The sequence below is a fragment of the Kitasatospora cystarginea genome (assembly GCF_039533515.1).
In the GTDB taxonomy this organism is placed as follows: Bacteria; Actinomycetota; Actinomycetes; order Streptomycetales; family Streptomycetaceae; genus Kitasatospora; species Kitasatospora cystarginea.
This window is the reverse complement of record NZ_BAAATR010000010.1, coordinates 184394-210117: the sequence shown is the minus strand read 5'-3', so window position 1 is coordinate 210117 and position 25724 is coordinate 184394. Positions and strand designations below refer to the sequence as shown.

Here is a 25724-nt window from a genome sequence, read left to right as displayed (position 1 = left end):
CGGGTCAAGGGCGCCGACCGCACCCGCAGCGACAAGGGCGTCGGGCTCGGCCTGTCCATCGTCCGCTCGGTGGTCCGGGCGCACGGCGGCGCCATCGGGGCCACCGCACGCCCGGAAGGCGGCCTGACCATGCGGGTGCGGATCCCCGGCGCCTGAGAACCCCCTCAGGGCCGCTGAACAGCCCCGCCCCGGGCCCCGGCCGACGGCACGGCGGCTCCGGAGTGCCCCGAGGCCGCCGTTGACGGCCGCCCGAGCTCAGTCGACGAGCAGCCGCTCGCGTAGCCGCTCGCCGAACTCCGTCCCGAGGCCCAGGACTTCGCCGACATAGCCACGCACGGACCCGTGCCGCTCCGCCAGCCCGTCGAGGAAGAGCCGCATCAGCACGGCCGGCGCGGTCCCGTACCCGGGCCAGTTCAGCTCGTGGCCCGGATTCGCCGCTCGCCAGTCCGCGATCAGCCGCTCGGTGGCGAGCCCGGTCAGCGCGAAGTCGGCCACCACCGTCTCCTCGGGCACTCCGAGCAGGTCCAGTACCAGCGCGGCCACGATTCCCGTACGGTCCTTGCCCGATGCGCAGTGGAAGACCAGCGGGCCGCCGTCGGCGGCGATCACTTCCAGGACCCGCCGGAGCTCCTTCACCCCGTCCTCGGCCACCTCCGCGTACCGCTCGGCGAGGAAGGCCGCCGTGTCGGTCTCGGGGCCGAGCGCCGCCTGGTCGTACGGGCGGTGCTCGATGCTGAGGTTGTGGTACGCGACCCCGAGGTCCTCCGGTACCCGGCCCCTGGCCTCGATCTCCCAGGGGTAGCGCAGGTCGATCACGGTACGGATGCCCAGGGCCCGGAAACGCTCCCGGTCGGGCTCGCCGGCAAGCTTGGCCAGCGAGTCCGACCGGTAGAGCGCGCCCCAGCGCACGGTACGGCCGTCCTCCGTGCGGTAGCCGCCGAGGTCTCGGAAATTGTGCAGTCGGTCGAACTCGATGTGTCTGATCATCAGTTCACTGTAGAGCCACGGCAGTTGACTCCCGGGGCCAGGGTCGGTTGCGCCTCAGGGCCGAGGCCGCGAACCGAGCAGCCTGCCCAGCCTGGCCACCGCCTCGGCGACCGTCTCCTGGTCCTGGGTGTGGCAGAGTCGGAACCAGCCGGGGGCGTTGGGATGGAAGATCTCGCCGGGGATGATGCTGACCCTGGCCTGCTCCAGGATGGTCCGCCAGAGCTCGCGCTCGCCGTCGTAGGTCGGCTCGGGCAGCCGGTCGCGCAGGTCCAGCCAGAGCGAGCAGCCGGCCTCCGCCGGGATGTGTGGTATGCCCTCCCGGGCCAGCGCGCCGGCGGTCGCCGCGTACGAGGCGGCGAGCCGGCGCCGGTTCTCGGCGAGGAAGCCGGCCGTCCACTCGGGGTCGTCCAGCAGGTCGGCGAGGAAGGACTGGGTACCGGTGGAGACCGGGGCGAAGTAGGACAGTGCGCGGGCGGCCGCGCGGACCCGGGGGTCCGTCACGTGCAGCACCCCGGTCTTGAAACCGGGCAGGCCGAAGTCCTTGGCGAAGCCCCAGATGGTGTGGGTCCGGCCCGCCCTGGCCTGGCCGACGGCCGGGTTGCGCAGGCTGGTGAACGGGGTCGGGCCGAACACCGAGTGCGAGTACAGCTCGTCGCCGACCAGGTCCAGGTCGTGGGCCGCCGCCACCTGGGTTAGCTCGCGCAGTTGCTCGGCGCTGTGCACCTGGCCGAGCGGATTGGACGGCGAGGCCAGCACCACCGCCCGGACCGTCACGCCCTGCCGGTGCAGTTCGGTGACCGTACGGTCCACCGCCCGGGCCGAGAGCGCGAAGTCGTCGGACTCGTCCAGCAGCGCGGGGACCACCCGCGCGCCGGACCGGCCGCCGAGGTCGGTGTCGAAGGCCGCGTAGTAGGGCGCGGGCACGACGATCGCCTCGCCCGGGTCGCAGAGGATGGTGGCGATGATGTCGAGCGCGGCCGTGGCGCCGCTGACCACCACCAGGTCCTCCGGATCGACCGCGGACCGGCCGGTGCGGGTGAGGAGTTCGGCGATCCGCCGGCGCAGCACGGGGCTTCCGTGGAGTTCGGCGTAGCGGGTGTTCTCCTCGGTGAGCGCGCCCGGCCGGGCGAGGTGGTCCGCGAGCAGGTCACCGACCAGCCGGTTCTCGGCGGTGCCCAGGTTGAGGTAGCCGTCCGGGCGCAGCCGGGGGTGGTAGGGCCGCGCCTCGGCGCGGAAGTGGGCCTCGGCAATGGCCGGGGAGGCGGCCGTGAGGGCGGCGGCGGTCCGTGACACCATCAGTGGCCTCCGGCGTCGTGGTGGGTGGGGGCTGCGGTGATGAGTCCCGGGTGGACGCCCAGTCCCATCGAGGCGTCGATGACGGCGCCGTGCAGCAGCGCGGAGTGCGGGCCGGCCAGCCAGTGGACCAGCTCGGCGACCTCGTCCGGTTCGATCAGCCGTCCGCGCGGCAGGCGGGCGAGCAGCCCGGCCCGTTCGTCCGACGAGAGGCCGGTGAGGGTGCTGGCCTCGAACATGCCGGTCGCGGTGGCACCGGGGCAGACGGCGAAGACGTCCACGTTCTCGTGGGCGAGTTCGGCGGCCAGCTGCCGGGTGAGGTGGCCGACGGCGGCCTTGCTCATCCCGTCGGCGAGCCGGAAGCCGGGGAACTGGGAGATGCCCCCGCCGACGCTGGAGACGTTGACGATCTTGCCGAAGCCGCGTTCCCGCATCCCGGGCAGCAGTTGCCCGATCAGCCAGAGCGGCCCGACCGCGTTGATCCGCAGCAGCGCGGCGTCCTGTTCGTGCGCGGCTCCCTCGGCGTAGCGCTCGATGGTGGCCGATCCCGCGCCCGCGTTGTTGACCAGGATGTCGACGGGGCCGGGGAGTTCGCCGACCAGGCGCTCGTGGTCGGACCACTCGCCCTGGCGGAACGGGAAGGCCCGGACCGTCCCCGGTCCCTCGCGGTTCAACTCCTCGGCGAGCTCGGCGGCGCGTTCCCGGCCCGAGTGGTAGGTGAACCAGACCCGGTGCCCGTCGGCGGCGAACCGTGCCACGCAGGCGCGTCCGATGCCCGCCGAGCCGCCGGTGATCAGGACATTCCGCTTTTCCATGGGCCCCCTCGGGCTCGGCTGCCGTCCGCGCGGCCGGCGCGCGGACGGGATCCAACTGCCCTGCTGGGGCAGCTCGCTCGCGGCTCGGTCATGAACCGGCTTGATCATCGCACCGGCATGAGCATAGCGACAGCCCCCGGAGAAATTCAGGCGACGCCGGCGCGGCGCGGTGCTAGCTTCCGATCACATGAAACCGGTCACCGACGAACAGATCCGCGCTTCCTTCGTGAACTGCACCAAAGGAGAGGCGCGCAGGCTCCGGCTGCCCCGTGAATCGGCCGATCTTCCCTGGGCGGATCTGGACTTCCTGGGCTGGCGCGATCCGGGCGCCCCTGACCGCGCCTACCTGGTCGCCGAGCGGCCCGACGGCCTGGTCGGGATCACGCTGCGCGCCACCACGGGCATCCGCCGGAGCGTGCTGAAGAGCAGCCTCTGCTCCTTCTGCATAACCACCCACGCCGGTTCGGGCGTCGCTCTGCTGGCCGCCCGCCGCGCGGGCCAGGCCGGACGCGACGGCAGCACCGTCGGAACCTACGTCTGCGCGGACCTCGCCTGCTCGCTGTACGTCCGGGGGAAGAAACGTTCGCAACTGGCCGAGCGCGTCACCGAGTCGCTGACGCTGGAGGAGCAGATCCTGCGGACCCAGGTGAATCTGGACGCCTTCCTGGACCAGGTGCTCCAGTCCGCCTGACCTTCAGGCGCGCCGCACTGCCGCGTGCTCCGTACGACGCTGCGACGCGCCCGCACGGTCAGCCGGCCAGCGCCGCAAGCCCGGGAGCCCGGGGCGGGACGGCACTCCGGGCCCTGGGCAACTCCCCGCGGGAGGCGAGTTCACGCCGGTCCGTGTCCAGGGAACTGACCAACCCGCTCAGCAGCTTGCGGAAGTTCTCGGCGTCGTCGGTCTGATCGGCGGGCTGGGTGAGGTCGTTGGACGGCATGCGGCGGGCACTCTCCTCGCGAGCTGCGGGCGGTGGACACCCCGATCCTCGCGTCCGGCTCTCAACAGCCGATAAACGATCACTGAGCGCCCACCGCGGCGCCCCTCCGCGCGGGCTCAGCCCCGCCCGAGCACCCGGTCCACCGCGATCTCGATGACCACGCGCTCCGGGTTCTCCCGCGGCTGGCGGTAGCGCTCGGCGTAGCGGCGCACGCCCTCGGCGATCCGCTCCGGGTCGTCGCTCACCACCGCGATGCCCTCCAGCGTGCACCAACGCGCCCGGTCCACCTGGCAGACCGCGACCCGCAGCCCGCCCGGCCCGGCCGCCAGCACATTGCGGACCTTGCGGCTGTTCCGGCTGCTGATCACCCGGGCTGTGCCGGTCTCCGGGTCGAGGGTCGCGCCCACCGGGACGACGTGCGGGGTGCCGTCCGGCCGCAGGGTGGTCAGGGTGCAGAGGTGGTACTCGCGCCAGAAGTCGAGCAGGTTCTCGTCCAGCGCACGCGGGTCATGAGGCATACCGGCATGCTACGTCGCGGGCTCCGGCGCCCACCGGGCTCCTACCGAACTCCCCGTCCCCGGTGGGTCCGGCCGGTCCTGCCACGTCCGGCGCACCCGTCCGGCACGCCCGTCCGCCGCTACGTCGCCTCCCCAGCTCAGTTGCCGCCTCTGTCCAGCCCCACCAGGTACCGTTCCCACCTGCGGCAAAGCCAACTGATGGCGTGTGAGGGAACGGAGTCCGGCAGTGGCGAGGACGGTCGAACCGAGGACGGGGAGCAAGGGGCACACGGTGCGGGAGGGCAGCAGGACCTTCGCGGTCCCGGGCTTCGCGCCGTGGCCGCCGCCCAGGGGTGAGAAGCGGCGCGGCCGGCGGCTGCGTGAGCAGGTGCCCCGCGAGGCGCATGCGCGGCTCACCCTTCCCGAGGACCGCCCGAGCGTGGCGCGGGCCGTCGAGGAGGGCAACGCCGGGCGGCTCCCGGAGCTGGTCCCGATCCGGGTCGGCCGGATGTCCGCCTCCCCCTTCGCCTTCCTGCGCGGCGCGGCCGGCCTGATGGCCTGCGACCTGGCCGCCGGACCGGCCTCGGGCGTCCTGGCGCAGCTGTGCGGCGACGCGCACGCGGCCAACTTCGGCCTCTACGGCGACGCCACCGGCCGTCTGGTGATGGACATAAACGACTTCGACGAGACCGTGCCCGGGCCGTGGGAGTGGGATCTCAAGCGGCTGGCGACGAGCCTGGTGCTGGCGGGCCGGCAGGCGGGCACGGACGAGCCCACCTGCCGCCGGGCCGCCTTCGACACGGTCCGCTCCTACCGGCGGACGATGCGCCTGCTGGCCAGGCTCCCCGCCCAGGACGCCTGGAACGCGGTCGCCGACGACAGGCTCGTGACCTTCGCCGACGCACATGAACTGACCGACGTGCTGGACGGTGTGGGCGCCAAAGCACTGCGCAACACCAGCGCCAAGTTCGCCGCCGAGTCCACCGTCCGGGGCCGGGACGGCCAGTGGCGGTTCACCGCCGCACCGCCCGTGCTCAGCGAGGTGTCGGACACCCGGGCGGCGGAGGTCGCGAACTCCCTCGCCGAGTACCTGGAGACGGTTCCGGTCGAGCTGCACCCGCTGCTGGCCCGCTACAGCGTGCACGACGTGGCGTTCCGCGTGGTCGGCACCGGCAGCGTCGGCACCCGCTCGTACGTCGTGCTGCTGCTGGACCGGCGCGAGGAACCGCTGGTGCTCCAGGTCAAGGAGGCCCGGCCGTCCGCCCTGCTTCCGCATCTGGCCCGGGCGGGGTACCCGGTGTCAGCCGCCGGGCACGAGGGCCGCCGGGTGGTGCTCGGCCAGAAGCGGATGCAGGTGGTCAGCGACATACTGATGGGCTGGACCACGGTGAACGGACTCCCTTACCAGGTACGGCAGTTCCGTAACCGCAAGGGCAGCGTCGACCCGGCGGTCCTGCTGCCGGAGCAGCTGGACGACTACGGCCGGCTGACCGGTGCGCTGCTCGCGCGGGCCCACGCCCACACCGCCGACGCGGCCGTGATCGCCGGGTACTGCGGCAAGAGCGAGGCCCTGGACGAGGCGATGGCCGCGTTCGCGGTGGCCTACGCGGACCAGAGTGAGGCCGACCACGCGGCGCTGCTCGCCGCCGTGCGCTCCGGTCGGCTCCCCGCCGAGACCGGCGTCTGACCGCTCCCCGGACCGGCCGTGGGGCCCACTGCCCGACAGCGGGCCCCACGGCCGGTCCGCCGCCCCGAATGGCCGACATTCGATGATCCCTTGGCCGGTTCACGGTCTTCCTGCCCGGGACGCGGCGAGTTACCGTCGGTAACGGCGCGCAGACGTGGCGTGCCCTCCCCCGACCGCGAGGAGGACGGAATGACCGTCGAGCATGGTGAGGCCGAATCCGCCGAGCCGCTGATCCCACTGCACTGTCTGCGCCACGCGGAGCCCGGGCCACCCAGACTGACCGCGCTGCCCAACGGCACTCCGGTCTGGCTGGCGACCAGGCACGCGGACGTCCGGCAGGTGCTGACCGATCCGCGGCTGGACCGCGCCTCGCTCTACACCCCGGACGCGCCGCCGACCTCCACCGGCCCGAACCTCCTGGACGACCCGGAGGGCCTTCTCAACATCGACGGACCCGAGCACCAGCGGCTCCGCCGTACCGTCCAACGCGCCTTCACCCCAAGGGCGATCGAGCGCTGGCGCCCCTGGGTGGAGTCGGTGGTCGAGGAGCTGATCGACGGCCTCGAGGCCTCGGGTTCTCCGGTCGACGTGATCGCCGGGCTCACCGGTTCACTGCCCATCGCGGTGATCAGCCGGCTGATGGACCTGGACGGCGTGGACCACGAGCGGCTCTCCTACTGGAGCGACCACGCGCTCTCCACCTCCGCCTACCCGGCCGAGCGGGTCCGGCAGGCGATGCGCGAGTTCTACGCCTTCTCGGAGCAGCTCATCGCCCAGCGCCGGAAGAACCCCGGCGATGACCTGGTCAGCAGCCTGCTGCAGGCGGCGGACGTCACCGAGGGCGTGACCGAAGGCCAACTGGTGGTGCTGGTCTGCGGGTTGGTGGTGGCCGGGCACGAGACCACGATGACCTCCTTCGGCAACGCGCTGGTCCAGCTGCTCACCGAGTCCCCGGCCGCCTGGGCGCGGATCGGGGCGGATCAGGAGAACGCTACCGCCGCCGCCGAACAGCTGCTGCGCGCCGTCCCGCTCGGCGACACCGCCGAGATTCCCGGCCTGCTCCGCCGGGCCGTCGCCGACCTGGAGATCGGCGGGGTGGCCATCTCGGCCGGCAGCGTGGTGGCCGCCGACGTGCGCACCGCCAACCACGATCCCGAGGTCTACCCGCCGAGCGAAACGCTCGACCACTTCGCCCCGCTCGGCACCCCCAGCCTCACCTTCGGCGCCGGACCGCACCACTGCCTGGGCGCCTGGCTGGCCCGGATGGAGCTGGAGCTGGGCCTGCACCAGCTGGCGAGGCGACTGCCCGGCCTGCGGCTCGCCGAGCCGGTCGAGGGGATCGCCTGGCGCACGGGCCTGCTTACCCGGAGCCCGGCATCGCTGCGGGTGGCCTGGTGAGCGCCGCCGAGCGGGAGCTGACCGTACGGGTGGACGGCACCCGCTGCGTGGGCACCGGTGCCTGCGCCCGCACCGCTCCCGGCGATCTCGAACTCGGCCCGGACGGACGGGCCAGAGTGCTGCGCCCCGTCTCGGACGACCTGCCGAACCTGACCGAGGCGGCGGAGCTGTGCCCGGTCGAGGCCATCACCGTGCACTCGGCCGCCACCGGCGAGTTGCTCGCCCCACGCTACTGAGCCGTCCCTCTGGGTGCCGCCGCCCCGCCGGGCGGCGGCATCGGTTCTCCGGCCCCGGTCACCGCCGGTCGGAGCGTTCTCGGCCGGTGCAGCCCGTGTCCCACCGCGACCGCCAACCGGGCCAGCGCGCCCGGCGCGCCCTGCTGCCCCCGGATCCCCGGGAAGGCGTTCACATCCACGATCAGCGGCACGCCCCCGACGTCCAAGATGTCCACCCCGTACACATCCAGCCCGAACACCTCACCGACGTGAAGCGCCAACTCCCGCCAGCCGTACGGAAGTTCATCCACCGAACGGGACGGCAGCCGCTCCCCCTCGGCGAGCTCGGAATGGCGCAGCTCCGCGAAGACCTCTCCCGCGACCACCCAGAGCTTGTGGTCCCAGCCCGATCCGGGCGCCAGGTCCTGGACCACCACCGGCTCCCCGGGCCACCGGTCGGCGAGCTCACGCAACCGGCGGTCGTCCGCCACCCTCGCGACCAGGTCGCCCCGGCGGCTGTGCCGGCTCTTCACCACCAGTGGGTGCCGGACCGGCCCTCGGCCCGCCAGCGCCGCCAGGTCCGGCAGTGCGGTGGTGGCGGCGAAAGGGAGCCCGGCCCGCTCGGCGAGGCGGGCCATCCGCACCCGGTCCTGGCAGAAGCCGGTCGAGGCGCCCGAGTTGACCACCGGCACTCCCATGTTCTCCAGCCGCTCGGCGAGTACGAGCGCCGCCGGAGTGCGGGCCTTGAGCAGGTACACCTCGGCGAGCGCGGCCGGCTCTGGCGGATCCTGGTCGGGCGCCAGGTGCGCCACCCGGTGCCCGTCCTCGGCCAGCAGGGCCGCGGTGGCCGCCAGCAGCGGGTGCCCGGGAGCCGCGGTCAGCAGGCCGATCCTCATACGGCGCCCACCTGGTCGGGGATCCGGACCGCGCCCGGCAGCGCCGACGGCCACGAGGATCCGTTCCGCGCCAGTCGAAGGACGGCCCGGGACACCTTGGCCACGGCGTCCGGCACCTGCCGGAAGCTCGGGAAGTCATTCACGTCCACCACCACGGGCCCGTCCGGGCCGAGCAGGACGTCCACCCCGTACAGGTCCAGGCCGTAGACCTCGCCGACGGCCGTGGCGATGGCGGCGACCTCGGGGCTCAGCGCCACCGGCCGCTCCCGGACCGGCCCGCCGCCCCGGGCGAGCGGCGAAGTCCGCTCGGTGCCGAACAGTTCACCACCGGCGCAGTAAACCTTGAGATCCACACCGGCGTTGGGCACGTACGGCTGCGCGAGAAGCAGGCCCTCACTCCCGGGGCACTGCTCAAGCGCCGTCAACTGCTCCGGGGCGTCGACCCGGTGGACCGCCCGGCCCGAGCTTCCGTCGGCGGGCTTGACGACCAGCGGGTAGCGGTCCACCGGTATCCGGGCCAGGTCCTCGGTCCTGGCCGCCGCCCAGGTCACCGGGACGGGCAGACCGGCCAGCTCGGCCAGCACGGCGGCCCGAGCCTTGTCCCGTACGCCCCGGATCGCCCGGGCATCGTTGATGGTGGTCAGTCCGGCGCCGGCGGCAGCCTCCAACAGTCCCAGACCAGGGCCGCCGGAGACGGTCTTGAGCACCCAGGCGTCATGGGCACCGTCCCGGATCAGCTCGCCGAGGTCGAGCAGCGAACCGCCGGGCCGCAGTACGTCCACCCGGTGGCCCCAGGCCCGCAGTTGGCGCACCACGTCGAGTGGCATGCCATCGTTTCGGTACTGCTCCTCCACCAGGAAGCAGAATCTCATCGCGTACTACCCCTGTCCCCCGACTTCACCGGCCGACCGGGCTCGGCCGGCCTCGGACCGGCCGGCAACGGGGACCTCGGGAATAGGATCGGCCGACGCCCGCGTTCCCTGTTGCCTGTCGGTCTCAGCGCCCCAGGATGCCATGAATTGCCCGGACAAGATCACCCAGGAGGTAATGAAACGGCAACAAGAGCGCCACGGCTGAATTTAGCCGAGGTTTCGGGCGGTTCAACTCCCTTCGGCGGCGTCGTCGTACTGGCGCCTCGACAACCGCCGCTGCGCGCCGGGGCCGAGCGTCAGACCGAAGCCGAAGCGCTCGGCGGCCTGCCGGATCCGCTCCAGCGGGAGCGAGCCGTGCCGCTGGAGCACCAGCCGCGGCCGCCCGTGCTCGTCGACGCCGTCGGTCCGGTGGAAGGCCAGCACCGAGGTGGACATCGGCTCGTGCAAGGGGTGGTTGCGGCGCGCGGCCTCCTCGTCGGCGTGCTCCAGCATCCGCACCCCGGCCTCCCGGCCGAACTCGGCCCGCAGGGCCGCCGCCCGCCAGTGCGCGGGCTCCTCGTCGGCGCCGGTGGCGCGCCGGGAGCGGTTGGCCGAGGTGATGAACAGCAGATCGCTCCGGGTGCCGGCCAGCGCCCGGGAGAGGAACTCGTTCGACGGGCAGGAGTAACCCGGGGCGATCACCTGGACGGTGCGCCGGCCGTCCTCCTCCGCCGTCAGATGGCCGGGCAGGTCGGCGGGCGCGGGCCCCTGGAAGCCGAACGGGCCCAGCGTGAACAGCGCATCGATCAGTGCGGTCACCTCCCGGTGGCCGATCCCGTCGGGCAGCCGGGCCCAGTCGAAGAGCAGCGGAATCCGGGCCGGCGCGGTGGTCACACTGCCGGTCTGCCCGGCGGGCCGGCCCTTCATCAGGTTGACCCGCCGGACCACCACTTCCTCCGGACGCGCCGTCAGCGCGTAGAAGTTCCCGAAGCCGTGCGCCACTGCCAGCCCCGCCACCACCGCACCGGCGGCCCACCGCACGTCCTCGGCCCGGCCCAGCACGGCGCGCCTCGCACCACCGGCACCACGGCCGATTCCACCACCGGCGCAGACACAGTTGCTCGCGACCATCCCGGACCTCCGTACACCCACATTCCCTCAGGCCATCAACGCGACAGAGCGCCAAAACGTCACAGCCGAGTCCCGAAGCCGCTCCGAGTCGACCCCTTGCGCCTTCGGTGCCGCAGCACTGTCAGACCCCGCCATTACCATCTCTTGACAATCCCATGGACAACCCAGGGGAGTGGAGAAATCCGGGAGGATGAGGAGGGAAAGTGCGGAAAACCATCGGCTCCGGCCTCACTCGGTCCGCCACCGCGAGCATCGGCGCCCAGCCCGCGCCGGGCCGCCCGGAGCGGCCGTGGGTGCTGCGCCCGCGCGGTCTGCACGACCTACGGCACGGCACGCCCCCGGCCGGCCCGGCCGTACTGAGCTACCCGCCCGGCGACTTGGTGGTGGTCAGCGGCCTGCCCGGCAGCGGCAAGAGCACCCTGATACGGCGCTGCGCCCAGGCGCCGGCCATCGACTCCCAGTTCAGCCGTGAGCACTACGCCCGCCTGCTCCCGCCCGGCCTGCCGTACGCGGTCTACCGCCCGCTGGTCCGGCTGCACCACTACCGGCGGCTGCACCGGGCGCTGCTGGCGGGTGGTCCGCTGCTCGTGCACGACTGCGGCACCCTGCCCTGGGTCCGCGACTGGCTGGTCAGAGCGGCGCACCGGCAGGGCCGCCGGCTGCATCTGATACTCCTCGACAGCACCCCGGCCGAGGCCAGACAGGGCCAGTACGCCCGGGCCCGCCGGGTGTCCGCGTACGCCTTCACCCGGCACCGCCGCGCCGTCGGCCGGCTGCGCGCCGAACTGGCCGGCCCGTCGGGGGCGGTGGCGGGCTGCGCGTCCGCGGTGCTGCTCGATCGCGCGGCGGCCCGTGGGCTGCGAGGGATCGAGTTCACGGCCTGAGCGAGCACCGACCGCCAAACCCGAGCCGGCATAGGCGATCCGAGCCGGCGCGGGCCGGCGCGGGCCGGCGCGGGCCGATCCGCTGCACCATCGGCCGACACGGTGTCAGGTCGTTCGTCCGGGTCATTGCCCGCCGCCAATCGTCCGTCCGACGGCGCGCCGGACGGGGTACACGGGCGACCCCTCCGATCATCGGGATACCGCTCAGGGGTCAGTGGCCGGTGGTTCGAGCCCCGTCCAGCCGAGGTCATGCGGTCGACCCCGCTGTCGGCCTGCACGGCCTCGTACGAGCCTCCGTCAGCACCGTCACTGGAGACCGCTGCCATGCGCAAGCCGATGACTCGCCGTTCCGCCGCCCTGTGGGCCGCCGTCGCCCTGTGCCTGGGCACGGGCACGGGCACGGGCACGCAGAGCCTCTCGTACGCCGCCACCGGCCGGCCCGGCACCCGGTTACCGGCGGCCGCACGGCCCTCGTCCGCCAGGACCGCGGCGCCTCCCGCACCAACTGCCCGCACGCCGTCGAGCTGGCTCACCCCCTTCACCCCGACGGTCCCCGACCCCAGTACCGCGACGGCCGAGGAACTCGCCGCGGGGGCGGCGGCCGCGGGCTTCCCGTCCGGCCCGATCACCGACCCGCTGGGGCAAGCCGGGCAGCCGATCTCCCGCACCGACGTGATCGCCAGGGCGCAGACCTGGGTGACGGAGGGCGTCCCGTACAGCAAGAGCGTCAAGCACACGGACAGCGGGGGCACTTACCGCACTGACTGCTCCGGCTACATCTCGATGGCCTGGAACCTGCCGTCGAGCGCCGCCGACAACTGGGGCGAGACCACCTGGACGCTTCCGGACTTCGCCACCCGGCTGGACGGCCTGGACGAGTTGCGGGCCGGCGACATGATCGACAAGACGGACCAGCACGTCGTCCTCTTCAAGAAGTGGGCCAATGCGGCACACGCGGCCGCGGTGGTCCTGGAACTGGCCCACAGCGGAACGCACGCCCGGCAGTCGACCTACTCCCGCTCCTTCCTGATCGAGAACAACTTCCTGCCATTCCGGTACGACAAGATCATGGACTCTCCGCCCCCACCGCCCGCTCCACACGGCGCGGTGTGAGACCGGATGCGCTCGGCGGACGGCACCTGGCGGAGCAGGACGGGACTCAGCGACGGCGCCCCGGGCATCATCGCCCTCTGCAGCGCCGCCCTGAGTGACGGAACCCGGCGCGTGGGCACCCCCACTCGGGCTACCGCGAGTAGCCCTTCGACTACGGAAGGGCTACTCGATCAAGTAGGCACTCTTCCCCACGGGCCCTCAACCTGGCTAGCGTGTCATGCGCATGGCCCGCCTCGGTCATGCGTCCGCCGGTCGAAAGGAGGAACCATGTCCGCCGCGCCCGCGTACAACCAGCCAGCTCGCGGCCGAAGAAGACCCGTGAGCCAGGGGTCGCCCCCGCTCACCGCCTTCGGCACAACCGGGTGCAGCCGCTAGCGCGGATGCACCTCCAGGAAGGTCCGCACAGCTGACTCCAGCGCGCCCTCGATCCAGGCCGGCTTCAGGCTGGTGTGCTCACCGGCGAAGTGCACCCGACCCTCGACGGTCCTGGCTGCCGGGTGCAGGTCGTGCACCTGGCCGGGGGTGAACATCACCGCCTCGCCGAGCGCGTAACGGGCCCGGGCCCAGGACTGGGTGGCGCCCACCCCGGTGAACTCGGCACGGACCCGGGGCCCGAACATCCGCTCCATGTCGTTCAGTGCGAAGGCGTACCGCTCGCCCGGCGTCAGCGAGTCCCAGCGCATCGCGTCGTCCGACCATGTGTAGGACGCCAGCACCACGCCGCCCTTCGACCCCTGCGGCGAGTGCGAGGGGAAGTAGGTGAACCGGCTGGCACTGTCCGAGACGCAGCCGCCGCCGGTGAAGCCGGCGCCGCCCTCCTCCCAGAACCGGTTCTTGAACTCCAGCAGCACCTTGGTCGCCGAGTCGTAGTGCAACTCGGTCACCGCACGTCGCTTCTGGTACGACATCAACGGCTCGATGGAACAGAACCGCAGCGCGCTGAACGGGATGGTGACGATGGCGTAGTCACCCTGGAAGACCTCCGTGGGGGCGGTCGGCGCACCGTCGCAGGACTCCTCGTCGCCGCTCTCCGCGGTGGTCTCGATACGCACCCCGCTGTCCGTCTGCACCAGGCGGGTCATCCGGCGGCCCATCCGCAGCTCACCCTTCAGCTGCTCGGCGAGCTTGTCGGTGAGGACGGCAGTGCCGCCCTCCAGTTCCCAGTAGCGGTTGGTCGGGCTGATCACCGCGTGGTCGATCAGCGTCGGCACCAGGGAGTAGTGCAACCGCGACGTCATGTTCTCCAGGGTGCCGGCGGCCTGGATCCGGTTGTCGTCCCACCCGGCCTCCTCGGACAGGAAGCGGCGGGTGGAGTAGTCGGCGTACTTCCGGAAGATGTCCGTCCAGGCGGCCAGCCGGTCGGCGATCGGACCGTCCGGCACCGTGACCTTCTTGAACGCGTCGTTGACGGCCGCCGTGGTGGTGCCGGCCAGATCGGCGCCGAAGGTGCGGTTGATCGCGACCGGGGACTGGGCGTAGGCGGCCCGGGTGCTGCGCGCGCCGTTGACCTGGATCCAGGTGCGGAAGTTGGCCGTGGGCGCCTTGAAGGTGGAGTCGGCCGGCCCGTTGCTCCAGACCTCGCCGGTGAACGAGCGGTGGACCACCGCCGGCACCTCGCCCACCGGCCTGGCATCGGGCGCGACATCGGCGTTGTAGAACAGCCGCCGCTTGACGCCCAGCTTGTCGGCCAGTGCCAGCACCATCGGGTGGAAGTCCGGCAGCCGCATGGCGCCCGCCTCGGCGTGCAGCCGCTTGTCCTCGAAGATGTTCCGGAAGGTCTTCACCCGACCGCCGGTGCGGCTGGCGTTGGCCTCGATCACCACCACCTCGTGCCCGGCCTGCTTGAGCAGGTACGCGGCGGTCATGCCCGCCACCCCGGCACCGACCACCAGGACCTTCTTGCGCGGGGCCCTGGGCGGCAGCTTGCCGTCGATCAGGATCTTCAGGTACTCGAGCGTCAGGTCGCGCCGCTCGTCGTCGCTGACCATCAGCATCTTCCGCGCCAGGTCGCGCGCCTGGTGCTCGTCGGCACCGCGCGGTACGGCCGCCGGCACCGCGGCCGCCGCCCGGCCGGCGAATCCGGCGGTTCCGGCCACGGTGGCCGCGGCGGCCGAACCGAACAGCGTCCGGCGCGAGAGCCCGCCGCGCGGCCGGCTCGCCCCCCGCCGGCCGGTTGACGGATCGGTGGGCAGATCACTGGGCAGGTCCACGGAATCACTCCATCGCATACACACTCGGACAACACCCGGGGCAACGGGAGGAGCGGTCCAAGGTCACGCCGTCGCAAGGCGGTTCACCGGTTCGAGCGGCGACCGGGCCGCGGCCGGGCGGGCCTCACCCGTCCGAGCGATCACCACGGGTGGACCCCGGCCGGCGCCCGGCGGCGTTACGCGCCACGCACCGCGCCGATCGCTACTGTGCGGTTCATGCCCACCCCCACCCCCTCCCTTGAGGTACGCCTGCGCCGCCTTGCCGAACGGCTCGGCACCCGCCACCGGACCCCGATCGAGACCTGGTTCGACTCCGAACGCCGCCGCTGGACCCTGCGGTGGTACGACGGACCCTCGGTGGCCGTGATCAAGACCGAGCTCGCCCGGGTGACGCCCGCAACCTCCCAGGTGCTGGTGCGGCGGGACCTCACCACCCGGGCGCTGGCGCTCGCGGCGATCCGGGAGACCCGCGCGGGAGCGATGCGACGCCGGGTCGGCAGCTGGGGCCAGCGGTACCACCTGGAACAGGTGGTCGGGGACCGGCCGCATCCCGAGCGGGCCGCCGATCCGCGCGAGGAGGCGATGCTGGAGCGGCTGCTCGCCGAGGCCACCACCGGGGACGGGCAGTGGGCGGTGCCGGACGAGAGCCGGGCCTTCGACCTGATCGCCCGCGACGGCATCGCCTGGCTGCTGCCCAGCCACCGCCTCACCGCCCCCGGGGAGCCGGCCGGACTCGCGCTCGACCCACTGGAGCTCCTGACCGCCCGCTATGCGCAGGGCGTACACCGGACCGCCTGGGAGACCGCGCTCACCACCATGCCGCTGCGTGCCGCGATCACCGCCGCCCAGGCCGACCCGGACCCCGACCCGGACACCGCCCGCGCCGCCCTCGCGCTGCTGCCCACCCTCCGCGACCAGCTCACCGTAGAACTCGACACCGTCCAGGCCGCCCTCACCCGCGCGGCCACGGACACCGGAAACACGCCTGCCGAAGCCCACTAGTACTGCAACGGTGCTTGCCGTGACGAGGCTTCAGCTCCCGGGCTGTGGCCTCGTCGCTTGTAGTGGCCGCCAGCCGGCGACTGCGAGGCCCGACGTCCGGGTTCAGGAGGGCGACGTACTCGCGAAGGCGGCCACGACGCCGAAGGCCAGCGGTGCCGGCCGAGGGCCGTGCCCGAGTAGCTGGAGGCCGCCGTGGGGCTCGGCCTACGCCTACGCCTCCGCCGCTGCCTTGCGCAGCGCCATCTCGGGGTACTCGACGATGTGCAGAACTGAAACAGGAGCGACCGACTGACGAAGGCCATCGTTCTGGTACCAGTTCAGCAGACAGGCAGCGCCAGCGGTTCGGAAACGCGCACCAGCGGCGCATATAGCGTGTCGGCACGGCTGAGCACGAGACCCGAACCTCCAAGCTCATCGCCGGACAGCTTGCGAGCGTCTCGCCTCGCCGAAATCGGACTCGGCAGGGCGAGCCGTGCTCGCAGTCACTCGGGAAGGAGGCGGCGATCGCGGCCTCCCGGCGTACGCGGGTGAGCTGCGGCGCCGGCCCGCCTGCCCACCCCGGGGTTACAGGAGCTGGAGGCAGTCCAGGGCGAGGTAGGCGGCGGCGGTGTCGGTCATCTCGCCCCTGCGGAGCACGGTGGTGCGGAACTCGGGCAGGGGGAGGGTGACGACGTCGATGAACTCGGTGCGATCCGGGGTCGGCTCCGCGACCTTGACGCAATTGGTGGCGAAGAAGGCGATGCGCAGGGCATTGGAGTAGGCGTCGTGCCAGTACGGTCCGGCGGCGTGGAGTTCGCCCTGGTAGCCGGTCTCCTCCAGCAGTTCCCGGGCGATGGCGTCCGCCGCCTGCTCGCCGGGTTCGATGATGCCGCCGGGCAGTTCGTACAGCACACGTGCGGGGCCGGGCCGGTACTGGCGGGCGAGGATGACGCGCCGGTCGGGGGTGAGGGCGAGCACCGCGCCGCCCGGGCGCTCGCGCTTGAGGTAGAACTCCTCCTTTTGTCCGTCGGGCAACTCGAAGTCGACGCGGTCCACGGACCGGCCGAACTTGCTGAACACCGTGGTGCGTTCGATCTCGCGCCACGACGCGGTGGTGTCGGTCATGGCTGGACTGTACGGCTCCGGCCCGGGGCCGGGGTGCCCGTTCCTTCGTCTGCCGGCGGCTGGTCCCTGCTGGAGGGCGGCGGGAGGACCCCGTGAACGAACGGAGCACCACCGACACCACCGCCCGCTACTACTACACCAGCAGTGCCCTTGATGTCCTGCGCCCCGGCTCCACAGCCCATGGCTTTCGGGTTCTTTCCATCGCAGGCGCTACCGCGGCAGCTGTCGGCCGCTGCGGCCATCGGGGTTGCTGACGGTGCGATGAGAGCCAGTGTGGTGAAGGCCAGTCCGGCGGCCGTGGTCGCCAGCGCACGGGAGACAGTCATGGTTCTCCTTCCGAAATACGCCGCAGGGGCCGGGTTCCGACTGCGGTTGTAGAACGTGGATAGCACCTCTGTCACTGGCAGTTGATCCGATCACGCACCCTTCCACCGAATGGTGTACAGACATCAGCGAGGTTTGACGGTGACGAGGAGCAGTCGGGCGTCTGAAGCAGCGACCGTTGCGGCGTACCGAGTGGAGAGCTTGGATGCCGCCGGCCGGGATGGGACTGGGGCTGCCGGTGAGCGTGTGCCACTCGTCCACGCCGGTGTACTGTTCGCTGATCTCGGCCGCGCGCTGGTTGAGTCGGGTGGTGCGGACGGCGAGGTCACCGGTGATAGGGGGCGTGCCTCATATCAGCTGACGGCACGAGAGTTTGGCTCGCCCCGTAGCGCGGTCAAGGCCGCGCTGTAGTCCTGGTCGAGATACAGAGGAGCTTGTTCTGTTTCTTCGTGACGGTGTCCTGGGTTACGGTCAGTGCACCATGCACCAACGGGGGGTGCTTTCGGCTTGGCTATCGAGCTGCCGAGCGAGGTGGAGTCGTTCCTGTCGTTCATCGGGATCAACTGGCCCACGGTGAATGAGGACAAGGTCCGCGAGTACGCCTCGCACGTAAGGGAGTTCGCGGAGAACATCGACTCCGCGCACCGGGATTCGACGGCGACGATCCAGCGGCCGGGCGAGGCATAACAGGGCGCTTCGCACGAGGCGCTGCTCGCCAAGTGGGCGTGTCTGTCGGCCAGTCACATGGATGAGCTGGTGCAGGCCCGCCACACGGTGGCAACTGCGCTGGACGTGGCTGCGGATGTGATCGTCGGGATGAAGGTGGAGGCGATCGGCGAGCTGGTACTGATGGCCGCGGCGTTCGTGGCCGACCAGGCGGCCGCGGTGGCCACCTTCGGTGCGGCGGAGGCCGCGGCGCTGTTGATCGAGGAGGGAGCGAAGAAGCCCGTCAACTACCTGGAGCAGCATCTGGAGCAGTACATCATCGGGCAGGTGATCGAGGCTGCGGTTGATCCGCTGGTCGAGGTTGTCGGCCGGGCCGTGTCCGGTCTTGTCTTCCAGGCTGCGGAGTCTGCCTTGGGTGTCTTTGGCGGGGGCGGGGGTGGTTCGGGTTTCCGGATCGACCCGAGTGCGCTGGAGACGCACGCCCAGATGATGCACGACCACGCCGAGACCGTCGCTGGCCATGCGCAAGCGTTTCAGTCCAAAGTCGCGGGGGTGAGCTTCGAGGTGGTCCACACCCAACCGGAGAGGACCACCAACCGTGAACGACACCTACACCCGCTGGGCGATCCACGTGGCAGCCACCGCTGGCGCCGTAGCCGCGATCGCCGGGGCCTGGGCCTCGATCGCTGGCGCGGTAGCTGCAACTGCTGGCGCCAAAACGGCAGGGGCCGGGGCCAAACGGGCGCTGGCCGCCGCACCCAATCCTCCGGCCGACACCCAGTAGCCCTCCGCGAGCCGATCCCCTTGAGGGCCTGCCCGCGCATAGCCTGAAGCCATGAGCAGCTACCACGGCCCGGCCGTCGTCATCCACGGCGGCGTGGAGATCCCCGTCGAGGCGGACCTCCACGCCGAACACCCCGCCGGGGACCTGTTCACCTGGCGGGGCACTATCCAGGCCGTAGCAAGCACCGATCGGGACGCCGAGATCTGGGCGCTGCCAGCTAGCCATGGGGGCATCCTGCGGCTGCCCGGCGGCCGGGAGGGTCATTTCACGGCTACTGGGAATGCGATTGGCGAGGGCCGACTGGAGATCAAGGGCAGCGGTACCGAACCATTCTGACGAACAGCTCCATTGCGTGGGATCCCCCCAGGGCGCCCGTACGACAGCCGCCGTGCCGAACGCTCTGCCTCTCCCCGACGACCTGGTCGAACTCCACCGCGCTACCACCGCTGCAGAGCTGGCGGTCGGCGAGTACTGCGCGACGGTGCAGGCCCACCGCCGAGAGTTGCACCCGGATGATGTCATCGCTCGCGCCGTGGGACGAGGAGGAGACCGCCGAGCTCGGCCAGCTGCGGGACGCGTACCTGGAGGCGACTCTCGCGGTGCGTGCGCATCCGTTGTGGGAGCTGGCTCGCGTCGAGGCGTGTCATGCGCAGACGTGGCAGGCGTTGATCGACGCCCTGAAGGAGCCGGCCGCGGCCTGAACGGGCCCTCCGAGTCTCAACTCCAGGTTTCCGCATGGATGGGGTACTCGGTATCCCATCCACGCGGGGCCCGGTTCTGCTTCCCGGGTCGTCCGAGCTGGCGCACGGTCCAGCCCGCGGCGTGCCAGAGACCGGGGGCGAGGGTGGTGCGGCAGTCGACCAACAGCGGGTTGGCGGGATGGCCTACCAGGGCCTGCGGGTCGGCTTGCTGGTACTCGGGCCACTCGGTGGCCAGGACGACCAATTTTCGCCGCCGCATGCGGGATGCCGAGGTGACCACAGCCAATCACGGATAGACGCATTGCAGGTCCTTGTCTGGTCGGGGAGCACGCCGCACTCGGCGCGCTCCCCGACGCTCTCGGTTCTGGAACTGGCCCACGGCGGGCCGGAGTTCGCTCAGACTCCTACCGCCCCTGTCCTCCGCGCGAACTCCCGAACCCCCGACAGCGGTGCTGGCCTGTACAGCAGGTCGGCGGTCATCGCCCGCAGCGCTGGGCGGCGGACCTCTTCCGGGGCGGCCTGCTCGACCATGCGAAGCGCCGTGAACGTCCGTCGTGGATCGTCCAGTTGGTGCCACATGCGGGCTACGTCGGTTCCAAGGCGGGCGCGACGCTCCGCGGTCGGCAGCGCCCGGGGGTTGATACGGGCGGCATGCTGGACGCCTTCGTCCGGGGTGCCGAGCGCGTTGTTCACGCCGATCCAGTACAGGTGCAGTTGCTCGGAGGTGGCGTCCACTGTGAACAGCCGCTGGCCCGGGCCGGTTTGGAGGCCGGTGACCGTCTGCTCGGCGCCAGCCATGAGGTCCAGTGCGTCCGCGCGGTGGTGGCCGCAGGCAGCGGTGTAGGCGGCGGTCATCAGCAGGCTCGCCCCGACCGCCCGCGGTTCTACCCCGCGCTGCTCGATGAGGGGCTGTGCGATGCGGCGGAGGAGGTCGATGGCCGCGTCGGTGCGTCCTGCGCGGCGCATCGTGATGGCAAGCACCCTGGCCGCCTCGCCAGTGGCGACCGGGTCGCCGGAGGCCCGCGCCGCGGTGAGGGCCCGGCCTGCTGCTACCCAGGCGATGTCCGCGTGCTGTTTGAGGGCGAGCTCGGCGGCAAGGACGTAGGCGCGGGCCGCTGCGGCGTGGACCTGTTCCCCGGCCGTGCCGGTGGCTGTGCTGCGGGTAGCCTCGGCAGTACCGATCAGCGCGGGCAGCCGCTGCCCGAGGGCCTGGTAGCGGGCTGCCCGGAAGTCGGCCCCGGCCGCCGCCAGGTCTGCGCGGAGGTCGTCCCCGGAGGACGGTTCTGCTTCGGCGGGATGGAACAGCGCCTGCTCCAGTAGCCCTGTCGGATCCGGCACGTCAGCCGGTGGATTGGCTGCGGCACACACGTCACCGAGGTGGACACGCGGGCGTTCCGCTACGACCTCGCCGCTCTCGCCCAGGCTGTGAAGGCCCAGCGCGGCCGCACGATGGCCGTGGTCGCCTACGCTGGGGACTCCCGTACCCAGACCGTGGACCGGCTGCGCGCGGTCGCCGAGACGGTGCGCGAGCACGACTCGGACGCGTGGCTGCATCTGGATGCTTGCTGGGGCCTGATGTGCGCGCTTACCCCGCGCCTGACCCATCTGCTCGACGGCCTGGAGCTGTTCGACTCGGTGGCCGTGGACCCGCACAAGGTTCTCAACGTCCCCTACGGCATCTCCGCGCTGCTGCTGCCGCGCGATGGTCCGAGAAGAACCTCGACGGTGCAGACACCATCGTCCTCGCCAGCTGGTTCCGGTTCATCGACGAAGACCTGGACGATGGCCCGCACTACGAGGCTGGCCTGGTACTCGCGATTGCGTGACCCCTACCCTCGGCGCAACTGCGGGCTTGACCGGCAGAACGGCCTGAGGTGGCTTCTGACGCTCGATCACATCCTCGCGCGGCAACTGGGCATCCATGCCGCAAAAACGCCGGACAGGCCCTGCCAGGGCCCAGAACGAGTCCGCAACTCCCCCACGCCGCCCACGGTTCGTATGGGCGGCCGGCAAGCCCCGCCGATCATTGACAGGTAACTGTCAATGACGCTTGGCTCGGAGCACTGATCAACAACCCACAGGGAGACTCATGAAGCTCAAGTCCGTTGTCGCCGCTGTCACCGAGCTGGTCCTGGGCGCGGCGCTGCGTCGCCATAGTCTCCACTCCAACCCGGCGAACCATACCGGTCAGAGCAACTGGCTGCCGCGCTCGGCTCACAGCGTCGCGGCATAGGCCGCCGCGTCCGCGTCAAGCTCGGCGCGGGTGGCCGAGAGCACGCGGACCTCGCCACCGGCGCGGGCGGCCAGGGCGGCGCGGAGACGGGAGATACGGAGGGCGCCCATGTAGGCGGGAAGGTCTGCCGGGGCGACCCAGGCAGCGTCGCGGATCTCGTCCGGCTGGAGGCGCAGCGACGGATGGGGGAGCGGGACCGTGCCCAGATCGAAGTAGAACTGGACGCCTGGCATGTTCGGCAGGTCGCTGCCGTCGCCCCTGGCCCAGGCGATGTGGAGCAGTCGCCCGGCCTCTAGGCGCAGCCCCGTCTCCTCCACGAGCTCCCGCTCCGCGGCCTGCTCCGGCGTCTCGCCGGGGTCGATCACACCGCCGGGACAGCCCCACGGCTCACGGTTGAAGCTGCGTACCAGCAGAACCCGGCCGTCCGGGTCGGTGACGACGCAGGAGACTGCGGGGAAAGCGCGGGCGATACCGGAGAGGTAGGCGGGGACCTCCGCGGATCCAGGTTGTGACACCGTCAGGACTCCTTGCATAGTTCGTTGCTCGCGTATGTCTTTAGATTCCGGAGACGCTGCAAGAGGCGCAGCTGGTTCGCCGGCTACCCGACTGCGTATCGTTAAGGGCTGTCCCGTAACTGACCTCTGAGATGGCCCCCCGGGTTCTGCCGACGGTCAGCCGCCAGGACGATCGAGGGGTGGCTCTCGTGGGGGATGCCGATCGTGCGTGCAGCCGACGCACTGTCGTTGAGGTTCGGTGATGGTGGGGGTCATGCCGATCACACGTCTCGCCCTGCCGCTCGGCGACACCGAGCGCCCCGTCCCGGTCTGGGCCCTCCGGCTTGCCAAAGCCCTCCCGTTCGTCGTGCTGCCGCACTGCCTGTGGCGACTGCCGTTCGCCGTCGACTTCCAGATGGGCATGATCGATCCGAACCGCCCGACTATGCCCTGGTGGGCGCCGGCCTACGTCGTCGGGCTCAGTGTGCTCACCGAGGCGCTGTGCCTGCTGACCACTGGGCTGGTGGCCGGCTGGGGTGAGGTGGTGCCGCGCTGGGTGCCGTTCGTCGGCGGCCGGCGGGTGGCGCCGCTCGCGGCGGTGATCCCGGCGGTCCTGGGCGGCCTGGCCCTGGTGGCGATGTTCGACCTCTACCCACTCGCATGGGCGGGCGTCCTGCCCGAGGTGGGGTACAGCAACGGATGGTGGATGGCCCTGGCCCGGGTATGCATCAGCCCGGCGATGCTGTGGGGGCCGATCGTGCTGGCCCTGGCCTGGGCCTACTACCGGCGGCGCCGACCTGCCTGAGCCGCAGCACGGTGGCCGTGATCGCCCGGCTCCCGGCAAAGGAGGGTGAGATGATCTCGCGGTGGCTGGTGTGATCACGGCATCGGAGCCGTCCTAACTCCAGTGTGACTTGGTGATCTACGCGCTTGTGCCCCGTCGCCGGGAAGCTGGCCAGTGAGCGGTCGAGTTGGCCAATTGAGCGGTCGCAGGACGTTCACGGAGTCCATGCTCGACCTGCCGTGTCGATCCGGCCGATGCGGAGTTGGTCGCCGTAGGTGTTGAGCGAGCGCCGTTGCTCCACAGTGCCGGTCGCGTGTGTCCGGCGGGGTGTTGGAAGTCTGCCGGTGGTGAAGGCGATCTATCAGCGATCTGTGGGTAGCACGGTGTGTCATTGGCCGGGTTGGCGTCGCCGACCACGCACCGCCCCAAGCCGAAGGAGTCTCTCGTCATGTCTTCCGTGTATCTGAGCCGGCCGTGGGACGTTCACCGGCTTCCCTCCGCCGCAGGCAAGTCCTTCCTGGTCACCGGGGGCAACGCTGGGATCGGCTACTTCGTCGCGGAACAGCTCGCCGGGACCGGGGCCGTCGTGGTGCTCGGGAGTCGGGACCGGGAGAGGGCCTCCGCCGCCATGGCCTCGATCCGCTCGCGTGTCCCCTGCGCGCAACTGCGCCACCTCCAGCTGGACCTCGCCGACCTGGCATCCGTACGGACCGTCACGGGCGAACTCGGACTCGACCGCCTCGACGCGGTGGTCCACAACGCCGGTGTCGCGCTCGACGATCCACCGCGGCGCACAACGAAGGACGGTCACGAGCTGATGTTCGGGATCAACCACCTGGGGCACGTCGCGCTGACCCGAGGCCTGGCGCCTCTGCTGTCCGCGGCGCCCGCGGCCCGGATCGTGACGGTGGGGAGCTTCGCGGCGCGCTCCGAGCGACTGGACCCGGAGGACCTCCAGTCGGTGCGGGACTACCGACCCAAGCGCGCCTACGGCCGGTCGAAGTTGGCGCAGATGTCCTTCGCCTTCGAGCTCGACCGCCGCCTGCGCGCCCGTAGCAGCACCGTGCTCAGCCTGGTGGCCCATCCCGGCGGCGCCCTGGATTCCCTGACCCCGCCCCGTGCGGGCGTGCATGCGACAGCCCTCGGCACGCGGTTGCGCGGCGTGCCCGCCAGGCTGCTGCTCCAGGGCAAGGACTGCGGGGCGTGGCCGATCGTCCGCGCCGTCCTGGACCCGCAGGTGCGCGGAGGACAGCTGTGGGGGCCCAAGGCCTTCGGCCTGCGCGGCACACCGCGGCTGGAGTCGGTCCGCGCCCACATGACCGATCCCGCCCTTGCCGCGCGCCTGTGGGACGCCAGCTGCGACGGGGCTGGCGTCGAGCCCCACCTGGCCCTCCTGTAGACGCGGCTCACCACGCGCGCCCCAGCCGACGCCCGCAAGAAGGCCGCCACGGTCCTCCACGCCAGCGACGCGTACTACCAGGACGAGTTCAACAAGGGTGTCGACGTCGTCACCGCCCGCGGCACTGACGGCAGCTTCGACGCCTTCCACACCTGGTACCAGAAAGCCGCCACCGACTCGCAGGCCGGCATCGACGCGTTCAAGCAAGCCGGCAGTTACTTCGACGCGAGCGACGAGCCGCCGTCGATCAGCGACTGGCGGGACGACAACGGCACTCTCGCCGCTGACGTCGCGGGCCTCGCGAATGACGGGCTGGACGTGGGCGGCCCGGAGGACGCGAAGGCCCGGCGGAAGGTCAGGGAGGACATCGCCATTGAGCCCGCGCAGCTTCCGATCGCTGGTCACCGCTTTGCCTCGCGAGGGCGCCGAAGCGGTACGGCGGGGCCGGTCGCCGCAACGAGGTTGCCTGTGCCTCCCCAGGTCAGGCGCCGCCGGTAGTACGAGATCGTGACGACCACGAGCAGTGGTCCCCCATCGTCACATCAGGGCCCGACAACCACACTGGGCGATCGAGGCTCCGGCGGACCGAGAGAGCGTCAGCGGCGCACCTGGTCGTGCCCTCGTGGCCGAGCGCACTCAGAGACGATTCGCCTCACTCCACGCGTTGAACGCAATCGCCCAAGCCGCCACATCCTGCGCCTTGCCCGGCTTCACCTTCACCGTGGCCGTGTCGCCGTCGGCGCCGACTAGCACGACGGTGAGCTCGCCGGTCTTCTTTCTCGCTGCCAGCGCGAACGGCCCGATCAGTGCCAGCCGGGTTATCGTGATGCGTTTGCCGGTGTTGTCCAGGGTCTGGACGCTGGCGCCAGCAACGGGGGTGCGCCAGGTCTTCCAGCCTTGCACGGCGGTGAGGTTGCCGTCGGAGTCGAGGTGGATCCCGCAGCCGAAGGGCGGTTTCGGTGGTTTGACCATGCACGGTAGTGTCGGGCCCCGCCGTCGCCGGCGGGGCCACTGTGACCGCATCGTTGTCATCGGGGACCCTCCCGACAGGTGATGTACCCAAATGCTTTCTGATGACAGATCATCAGGTTTGCTGATGTAGCGCCCGCCCAGTAAAGCTCCAGGTCCGTCGACCGTCGGCCGATCGCGCATTCCAGCCCGCCCGAGATACCTCCGCCCGGATCGGCCGTCCCTGGCGTACGGCAACGCCCCGCTGGTTCACGGGGGGGGGACGGCCGTGCAGCGGCCAGTCGGCCGACAGGCCGGGCGTCCCATTGGGCCGACACTGCGTCAGCAGCAGCTTCCCCCGTTACCGCCG

General features: G+C 71.5%; 28 protein-coding genes. 15 read left to right on the top strand and 13 right to left on the bottom strand.

Features of this window, described 5'->3' with window-relative positions; translation table 11 throughout:
- Positions 1–156, top strand: a 156-nt coding sequence (locus ABD369_RS14355; protein ID WP_344636760.1) for an ATP-binding protein, incomplete at its 5' end; no start/stop codon positions are given.
- Between the two features lie 99 nt (positions 157–255).
- On the opposite strand, the gene ABD369_RS14350 is transcribed toward ABD369_RS14355, so the two are convergent.
- Genes ABD369_RS14350 through ABD369_RS14340 form a run of 3 tightly spaced genes read right to left on the bottom strand, consistent with a single transcriptional unit; the run spans position 256 to position 3095 of the window.
- On the bottom strand, positions 256–987 hold the full coding sequence (locus tag ABD369_RS14350) for a tyrosine-protein phosphatase (protein WP_344636754.1): 732 nt from the start codon (positions 985–987) through the stop codon (positions 256–258).
- 54 nt (positions 988–1041) lie between these two features.
- Entirely contained in the window at positions 1042–2283 is a 1242-nt protein-coding gene (locus ABD369_RS14345; RefSeq protein ID WP_344636753.1) for an aminotransferase class I/II-fold pyridoxal phosphate-dependent enzyme, read from the bottom strand.
- Positions 2283–3095, bottom strand: coding sequence for an SDR family NAD(P)-dependent oxidoreductase (locus ABD369_RS14340; RefSeq protein ID WP_344636752.1), 813 nt, complete (start codon positions 3093–3095; stop codon positions 2283–2285). The genes ABD369_RS14345 and ABD369_RS14340 overlap by 1 nt, the downstream gene beginning before the upstream one ends.
- A gap of 187 nt (positions 3096–3282) precedes the next feature.
- Between ABD369_RS14340 and ABD369_RS14335 the strand changes: the two genes are divergently transcribed.
- Positions 3283–3786, top strand: a complete 504-nt coding sequence (locus tag ABD369_RS14335; RefSeq protein ID WP_344636751.1) for an FBP domain-containing protein — start codon at positions 3283–3285, stop codon at positions 3784–3786.
- 58 nt (positions 3787–3844) lie between these two features.
- On the opposite strand, the gene ABD369_RS14330 is transcribed toward ABD369_RS14335, so the two are convergent.
- Both ABD369_RS14330 and ABD369_RS14325 read right to left on the bottom strand, forming a co-directional pair.
- A complete protein-coding gene (locus ABD369_RS14330) occupies positions 3845–4033 on the bottom strand; it encodes a hypothetical protein (protein WP_344636750.1) in 189 nt (62 codons plus the stop codon).
- Between the two features lie 116 nt (positions 4034–4149).
- Positions 4150–4551: a pyridoxamine 5'-phosphate oxidase family protein gene (locus tag ABD369_RS14325; RefSeq protein ID WP_344636749.1), complete on the bottom strand. Its 402-nt coding sequence runs from the start codon at positions 4549–4551 to the stop codon at positions 4150–4152.
- Positions 4552–4777: 226 nt separating this feature from the next.
- Between ABD369_RS14325 and ABD369_RS14320 the strand changes: the two genes are divergently transcribed.
- From ABD369_RS14320 to ABD369_RS14310, 3 genes are all read left to right on the top strand, one after another.
- Positions 4778–6217: a DUF2252 domain-containing protein gene (locus ABD369_RS14320; RefSeq protein WP_344636748.1), complete on the top strand. Its 1440-nt coding sequence runs from the start codon at positions 4778–4780 to the stop codon at positions 6215–6217.
- Positions 6218–6406: 189 nt separating this feature from the next.
- Positions 6407–7615: a cytochrome P450 gene (locus ABD369_RS14315; RefSeq protein ID WP_344636747.1), complete on the top strand. Its 1209-nt coding sequence runs from the start codon at positions 6407–6409 to the stop codon at positions 7613–7615.
- Positions 7612–7851, top strand: coding sequence for a ferredoxin (locus tag ABD369_RS14310; protein ID WP_344636746.1), 240 nt, complete (start codon positions 7612–7614; stop codon positions 7849–7851). The genes ABD369_RS14315 and ABD369_RS14310 overlap by 4 nt, the downstream gene beginning before the upstream one ends.
- Here ABD369_RS14310 and ABD369_RS14305 read toward each other — a convergent pair.
- From ABD369_RS14305 to ABD369_RS14295, 3 genes are all read right to left on the bottom strand, one after another.
- Positions 7845–8726 carry an ATP-grasp domain-containing protein gene (locus tag ABD369_RS14305; RefSeq protein WP_344636745.1) on the bottom strand — a complete coding sequence of 294 codons (882 nt, stop codon included), beginning with the start codon at positions 8724–8726 and terminating at the stop codon, positions 7845–7847. The genes ABD369_RS14310 and ABD369_RS14305 overlap by 7 nt on opposite strands.
- A complete protein-coding gene (locus ABD369_RS14300) occupies positions 8723–9598 on the bottom strand; it encodes an ATP-grasp domain-containing protein (protein WP_344636744.1) in 876 nt (291 codons plus the stop codon). The genes ABD369_RS14305 and ABD369_RS14300 overlap by 4 nt, the downstream gene beginning before the upstream one ends.
- Before the next feature lie 228 nt (positions 9599–9826).
- Positions 9827–10708, bottom strand: a complete 882-nt coding sequence (locus ABD369_RS14295) for a hypothetical protein (RefSeq protein WP_344636743.1) — start codon at positions 10706–10708, stop codon at positions 9827–9829.
- A 203-nt stretch (positions 10709–10911) separates the two neighbouring features.
- Between ABD369_RS14295 and ABD369_RS14290 the strand changes: the two genes are divergently transcribed.
- Together ABD369_RS14290 and ABD369_RS14285 are read left to right on the top strand one after the other, a co-directional pair.
- Positions 10912–11592, top strand: a complete 681-nt coding sequence (locus ABD369_RS14290) for an AAA family ATPase (RefSeq protein WP_425557613.1) — start codon at positions 10912–10914, stop codon at positions 11590–11592.
- 324 nt (positions 11593–11916) lie between these two features.
- Entirely contained in the window at positions 11917–12705 is a 789-nt protein-coding gene (locus ABD369_RS14285; protein ID WP_344636742.1) for an NlpC/P60 family protein, read from the top strand.
- A gap of 371 nt (positions 12706–13076) precedes the next feature.
- Here ABD369_RS14285 and ABD369_RS14280 read toward each other — a convergent pair whose 3' ends face one another.
- Positions 13077–14915, bottom strand: coding sequence for a flavin monoamine oxidase family protein (locus ABD369_RS14280; RefSeq protein ID WP_344636741.1), 1839 nt, complete (start codon positions 14913–14915; stop codon positions 13077–13079).
- Positions 14916–15131: 216 nt separating this feature from the next.
- Between ABD369_RS14280 and ABD369_RS14275 the strand changes: the two genes are divergently transcribed.
- Positions 15132–15917, top strand: a complete 786-nt coding sequence (locus tag ABD369_RS14275; protein WP_344636740.1) for a hypothetical protein — start codon at positions 15132–15134, stop codon at positions 15915–15917.
- A 564-nt stretch (positions 15918–16481) separates the two neighbouring features.
- Here ABD369_RS14275 and ABD369_RS14270 read toward each other — a convergent pair.
- Entirely contained in the window at positions 16482–17021 is a 540-nt protein-coding gene (locus ABD369_RS14270) for an NUDIX hydrolase (protein WP_344636739.1), read from the bottom strand.
- Positions 17022–17852: 831 nt separating this feature from the next.
- Here ABD369_RS14270 and ABD369_RS14265 point away from each other — a divergent pair.
- The 4 genes from ABD369_RS14265 to ABD369_RS14250 all read left to right on the top strand — a co-directional run bounded on the left by ABD369_RS14265 (position 17853) and on the right by ABD369_RS14250 (position 19496).
- Positions 17853–18032: a hypothetical protein gene (locus ABD369_RS14265; RefSeq protein ID WP_344636738.1), complete on the top strand. Its 180-nt coding sequence runs from the start codon at positions 17853–17855 to the stop codon at positions 18030–18032.
- Between the two features lie 57 nt (positions 18033–18089).
- Positions 18090–18842 carry a hypothetical protein gene (locus ABD369_RS14260; RefSeq protein ID WP_344636737.1) on the top strand — a complete coding sequence of 251 codons (753 nt, stop codon included), beginning with the start codon at positions 18090–18092 and terminating at the stop codon, positions 18840–18842.
- A gap of 4 nt (positions 18843–18846) precedes the next feature.
- Positions 18847–19131: a hypothetical protein gene (locus ABD369_RS14255; protein ID WP_344636736.1), complete on the top strand. Its 285-nt coding sequence runs from the start codon at positions 18847–18849 to the stop codon at positions 19129–19131.
- A gap of 179 nt (positions 19132–19310) precedes the next feature.
- Positions 19311–19496: a hypothetical protein gene (locus tag ABD369_RS14250; RefSeq protein WP_344636735.1), complete on the top strand. Its 186-nt coding sequence runs from the start codon at positions 19311–19313 to the stop codon at positions 19494–19496.
- A 396-nt stretch (positions 19497–19892) separates the two neighbouring features.
- On the opposite strand, the gene ABD369_RS14245 is transcribed toward ABD369_RS14250, so the two are convergent.
- Positions 19893–20834, bottom strand: coding sequence for an XRE family transcriptional regulator (locus tag ABD369_RS14245; protein ID WP_344636734.1), 942 nt, complete (start codon positions 20832–20834; stop codon positions 19893–19895).
- 39 nt (positions 20835–20873) lie between these two features.
- Here ABD369_RS14245 and ABD369_RS14240 point away from each other — a divergent pair, with 39 nt between their 5' ends.
- Positions 20874–21533, top strand: a complete 660-nt coding sequence (locus tag ABD369_RS14240) for a pyridoxal-dependent decarboxylase (protein ID WP_344636733.1) — start codon at positions 20874–20876, stop codon at positions 21531–21533.
- A 177-nt stretch (positions 21534–21710) separates the two neighbouring features.
- On the opposite strand, the gene ABD369_RS14235 is transcribed toward ABD369_RS14240, so the two are convergent.
- Positions 21711–22244, bottom strand: a complete 534-nt coding sequence (locus ABD369_RS14235; protein WP_344636732.1) for an NUDIX domain-containing protein — start codon at positions 22242–22244, stop codon at positions 21711–21713.
- Positions 22245–22497: 253 nt separating this feature from the next.
- On the opposite strand from ABD369_RS14235, the gene ABD369_RS14230 reads away from it, so the two are divergent.
- Positions 22498–23028 carry a hypothetical protein gene (locus ABD369_RS14230; protein ID WP_344636731.1) on the top strand — a complete coding sequence of 177 codons (531 nt, stop codon included), beginning with the start codon at positions 22498–22500 and terminating at the stop codon, positions 23026–23028.
- 427 nt (positions 23029–23455) lie between these two features.
- The gene (locus ABD369_RS14225) at positions 23456–24406 is read left to right on the top strand and encodes an SDR family NAD(P)-dependent oxidoreductase (protein WP_344636730.1); all 951 of its coding nucleotides are present in this window, start codon (positions 23456–23458) and stop codon (positions 24404–24406) included.
- Between the two features lie 636 nt (positions 24407–25042).
- Here ABD369_RS14225 and ABD369_RS14220 read toward each other — a convergent pair.
- Positions 25043–25378 carry a hypothetical protein gene (locus tag ABD369_RS14220; protein ID WP_344636729.1) on the bottom strand — a complete coding sequence of 112 codons (336 nt, stop codon included), beginning with the start codon at positions 25376–25378 and terminating at the stop codon, positions 25043–25045.
- Positions 25379–25724 lie beyond the last annotated feature (346 nt).

Bases quoted from the DNA above. Each gene is read 5' to 3' on its own strand.
- ABD369_RS14350 (WP_344636754.1), bottom strand. From the start codon at position 987: ATGATCAGACACATCGAGTTCGACCGACTGCACAATTTCCGAGACCTC.
- ABD369_RS14345 (WP_344636753.1), bottom strand. From the start codon at position 2,283: ATGGTGTCACGGACCGCCGCCGCCCTCACGGCCGCCTCCCCGGCCATT.
- ABD369_RS14340 (WP_344636752.1), bottom strand. From the start codon at position 3,095: ATGGAAAAGCGGAATGTCCTGATCACCGGCGGCTCGGCGGGCATCGGA.
- ABD369_RS14335 (WP_344636751.1), top strand. From the start codon at position 3,283: ATGAAACCGGTCACCGACGAACAGATCCGCGCTTCCTTCGTGAACTGC.
- ABD369_RS14330 (WP_344636750.1), bottom strand. From the start codon at position 4,033: ATGCCGTCCAACGACCTCACCCAGCCCGCCGATCAGACCGACGACGCC.
- ABD369_RS14325 (WP_344636749.1), bottom strand. From the start codon at position 4,551: ATGCCTCATGACCCGCGTGCGCTGGACGAGAACCTGCTCGACTTCTGG.
- ABD369_RS14315 (WP_344636747.1), top strand. From the start codon at position 6,407: ATGACCGTCGAGCATGGTGAGGCCGAATCCGCCGAGCCGCTGATCCCA.
- ABD369_RS14305 (WP_344636745.1), bottom strand. From the start codon at position 8,726: ATGAGGATCGGCCTGCTGACCGCGGCTCCCGGGCACCCGCTGCTGGCG.
- ABD369_RS14300 (WP_344636744.1), bottom strand. From the start codon at position 9,598: ATGAGATTCTGCTTCCTGGTGGAGGAGCAGTACCGAAACGATGGCATG.
- ABD369_RS14295 (WP_344636743.1), bottom strand. From the start codon at position 10,708: ATGGTCGCGAGCAACTGTGTCTGCGCCGGTGGTGGAATCGGCCGTGGT.
- ABD369_RS14285 (WP_344636742.1), top strand. From the start codon at position 11,917: ATGCGCAAGCCGATGACTCGCCGTTCCGCCGCCCTGTGGGCCGCCGTC.
- ABD369_RS14275 (WP_344636740.1), top strand. From the start codon at position 15,132: ATGCCCACCCCCACCCCCTCCCTTGAGGTACGCCTGCGCCGCCTTGCC.
- ABD369_RS14270 (WP_344636739.1), bottom strand. From the start codon at position 17,021: ATGACCGACACCACCGCGTCGTGGCGCGAGATCGAACGCACCACGGTG.
- ABD369_RS14260 (WP_344636737.1), top strand. From the start codon at position 18,090: ATGGATGAGCTGGTGCAGGCCCGCCACACGGTGGCAACTGCGCTGGAC.
- ABD369_RS14255 (WP_344636736.1), top strand. From the start codon at position 18,847: ATGAGCAGCTACCACGGCCCGGCCGTCGTCATCCACGGCGGCGTGGAG.
- ABD369_RS14250 (WP_344636735.1), top strand. From the start codon at position 19,311: ATGTCATCGCTCGCGCCGTGGGACGAGGAGGAGACCGCCGAGCTCGGC.
- ABD369_RS14230 (WP_344636731.1), top strand. From the start codon at position 22,498: ATGCCGATCACACGTCTCGCCCTGCCGCTCGGCGACACCGAGCGCCCC.
- ABD369_RS14225 (WP_344636730.1), top strand. From the start codon at position 23,456: ATGTCTTCCGTGTATCTGAGCCGGCCGTGGGACGTTCACCGGCTTCCC.
- ABD369_RS14220 (WP_344636729.1), bottom strand. From the start codon at position 25,378: ATGGTCAAACCACCGAAACCGCCCTTCGGCTGCGGGATCCACCTCGAC.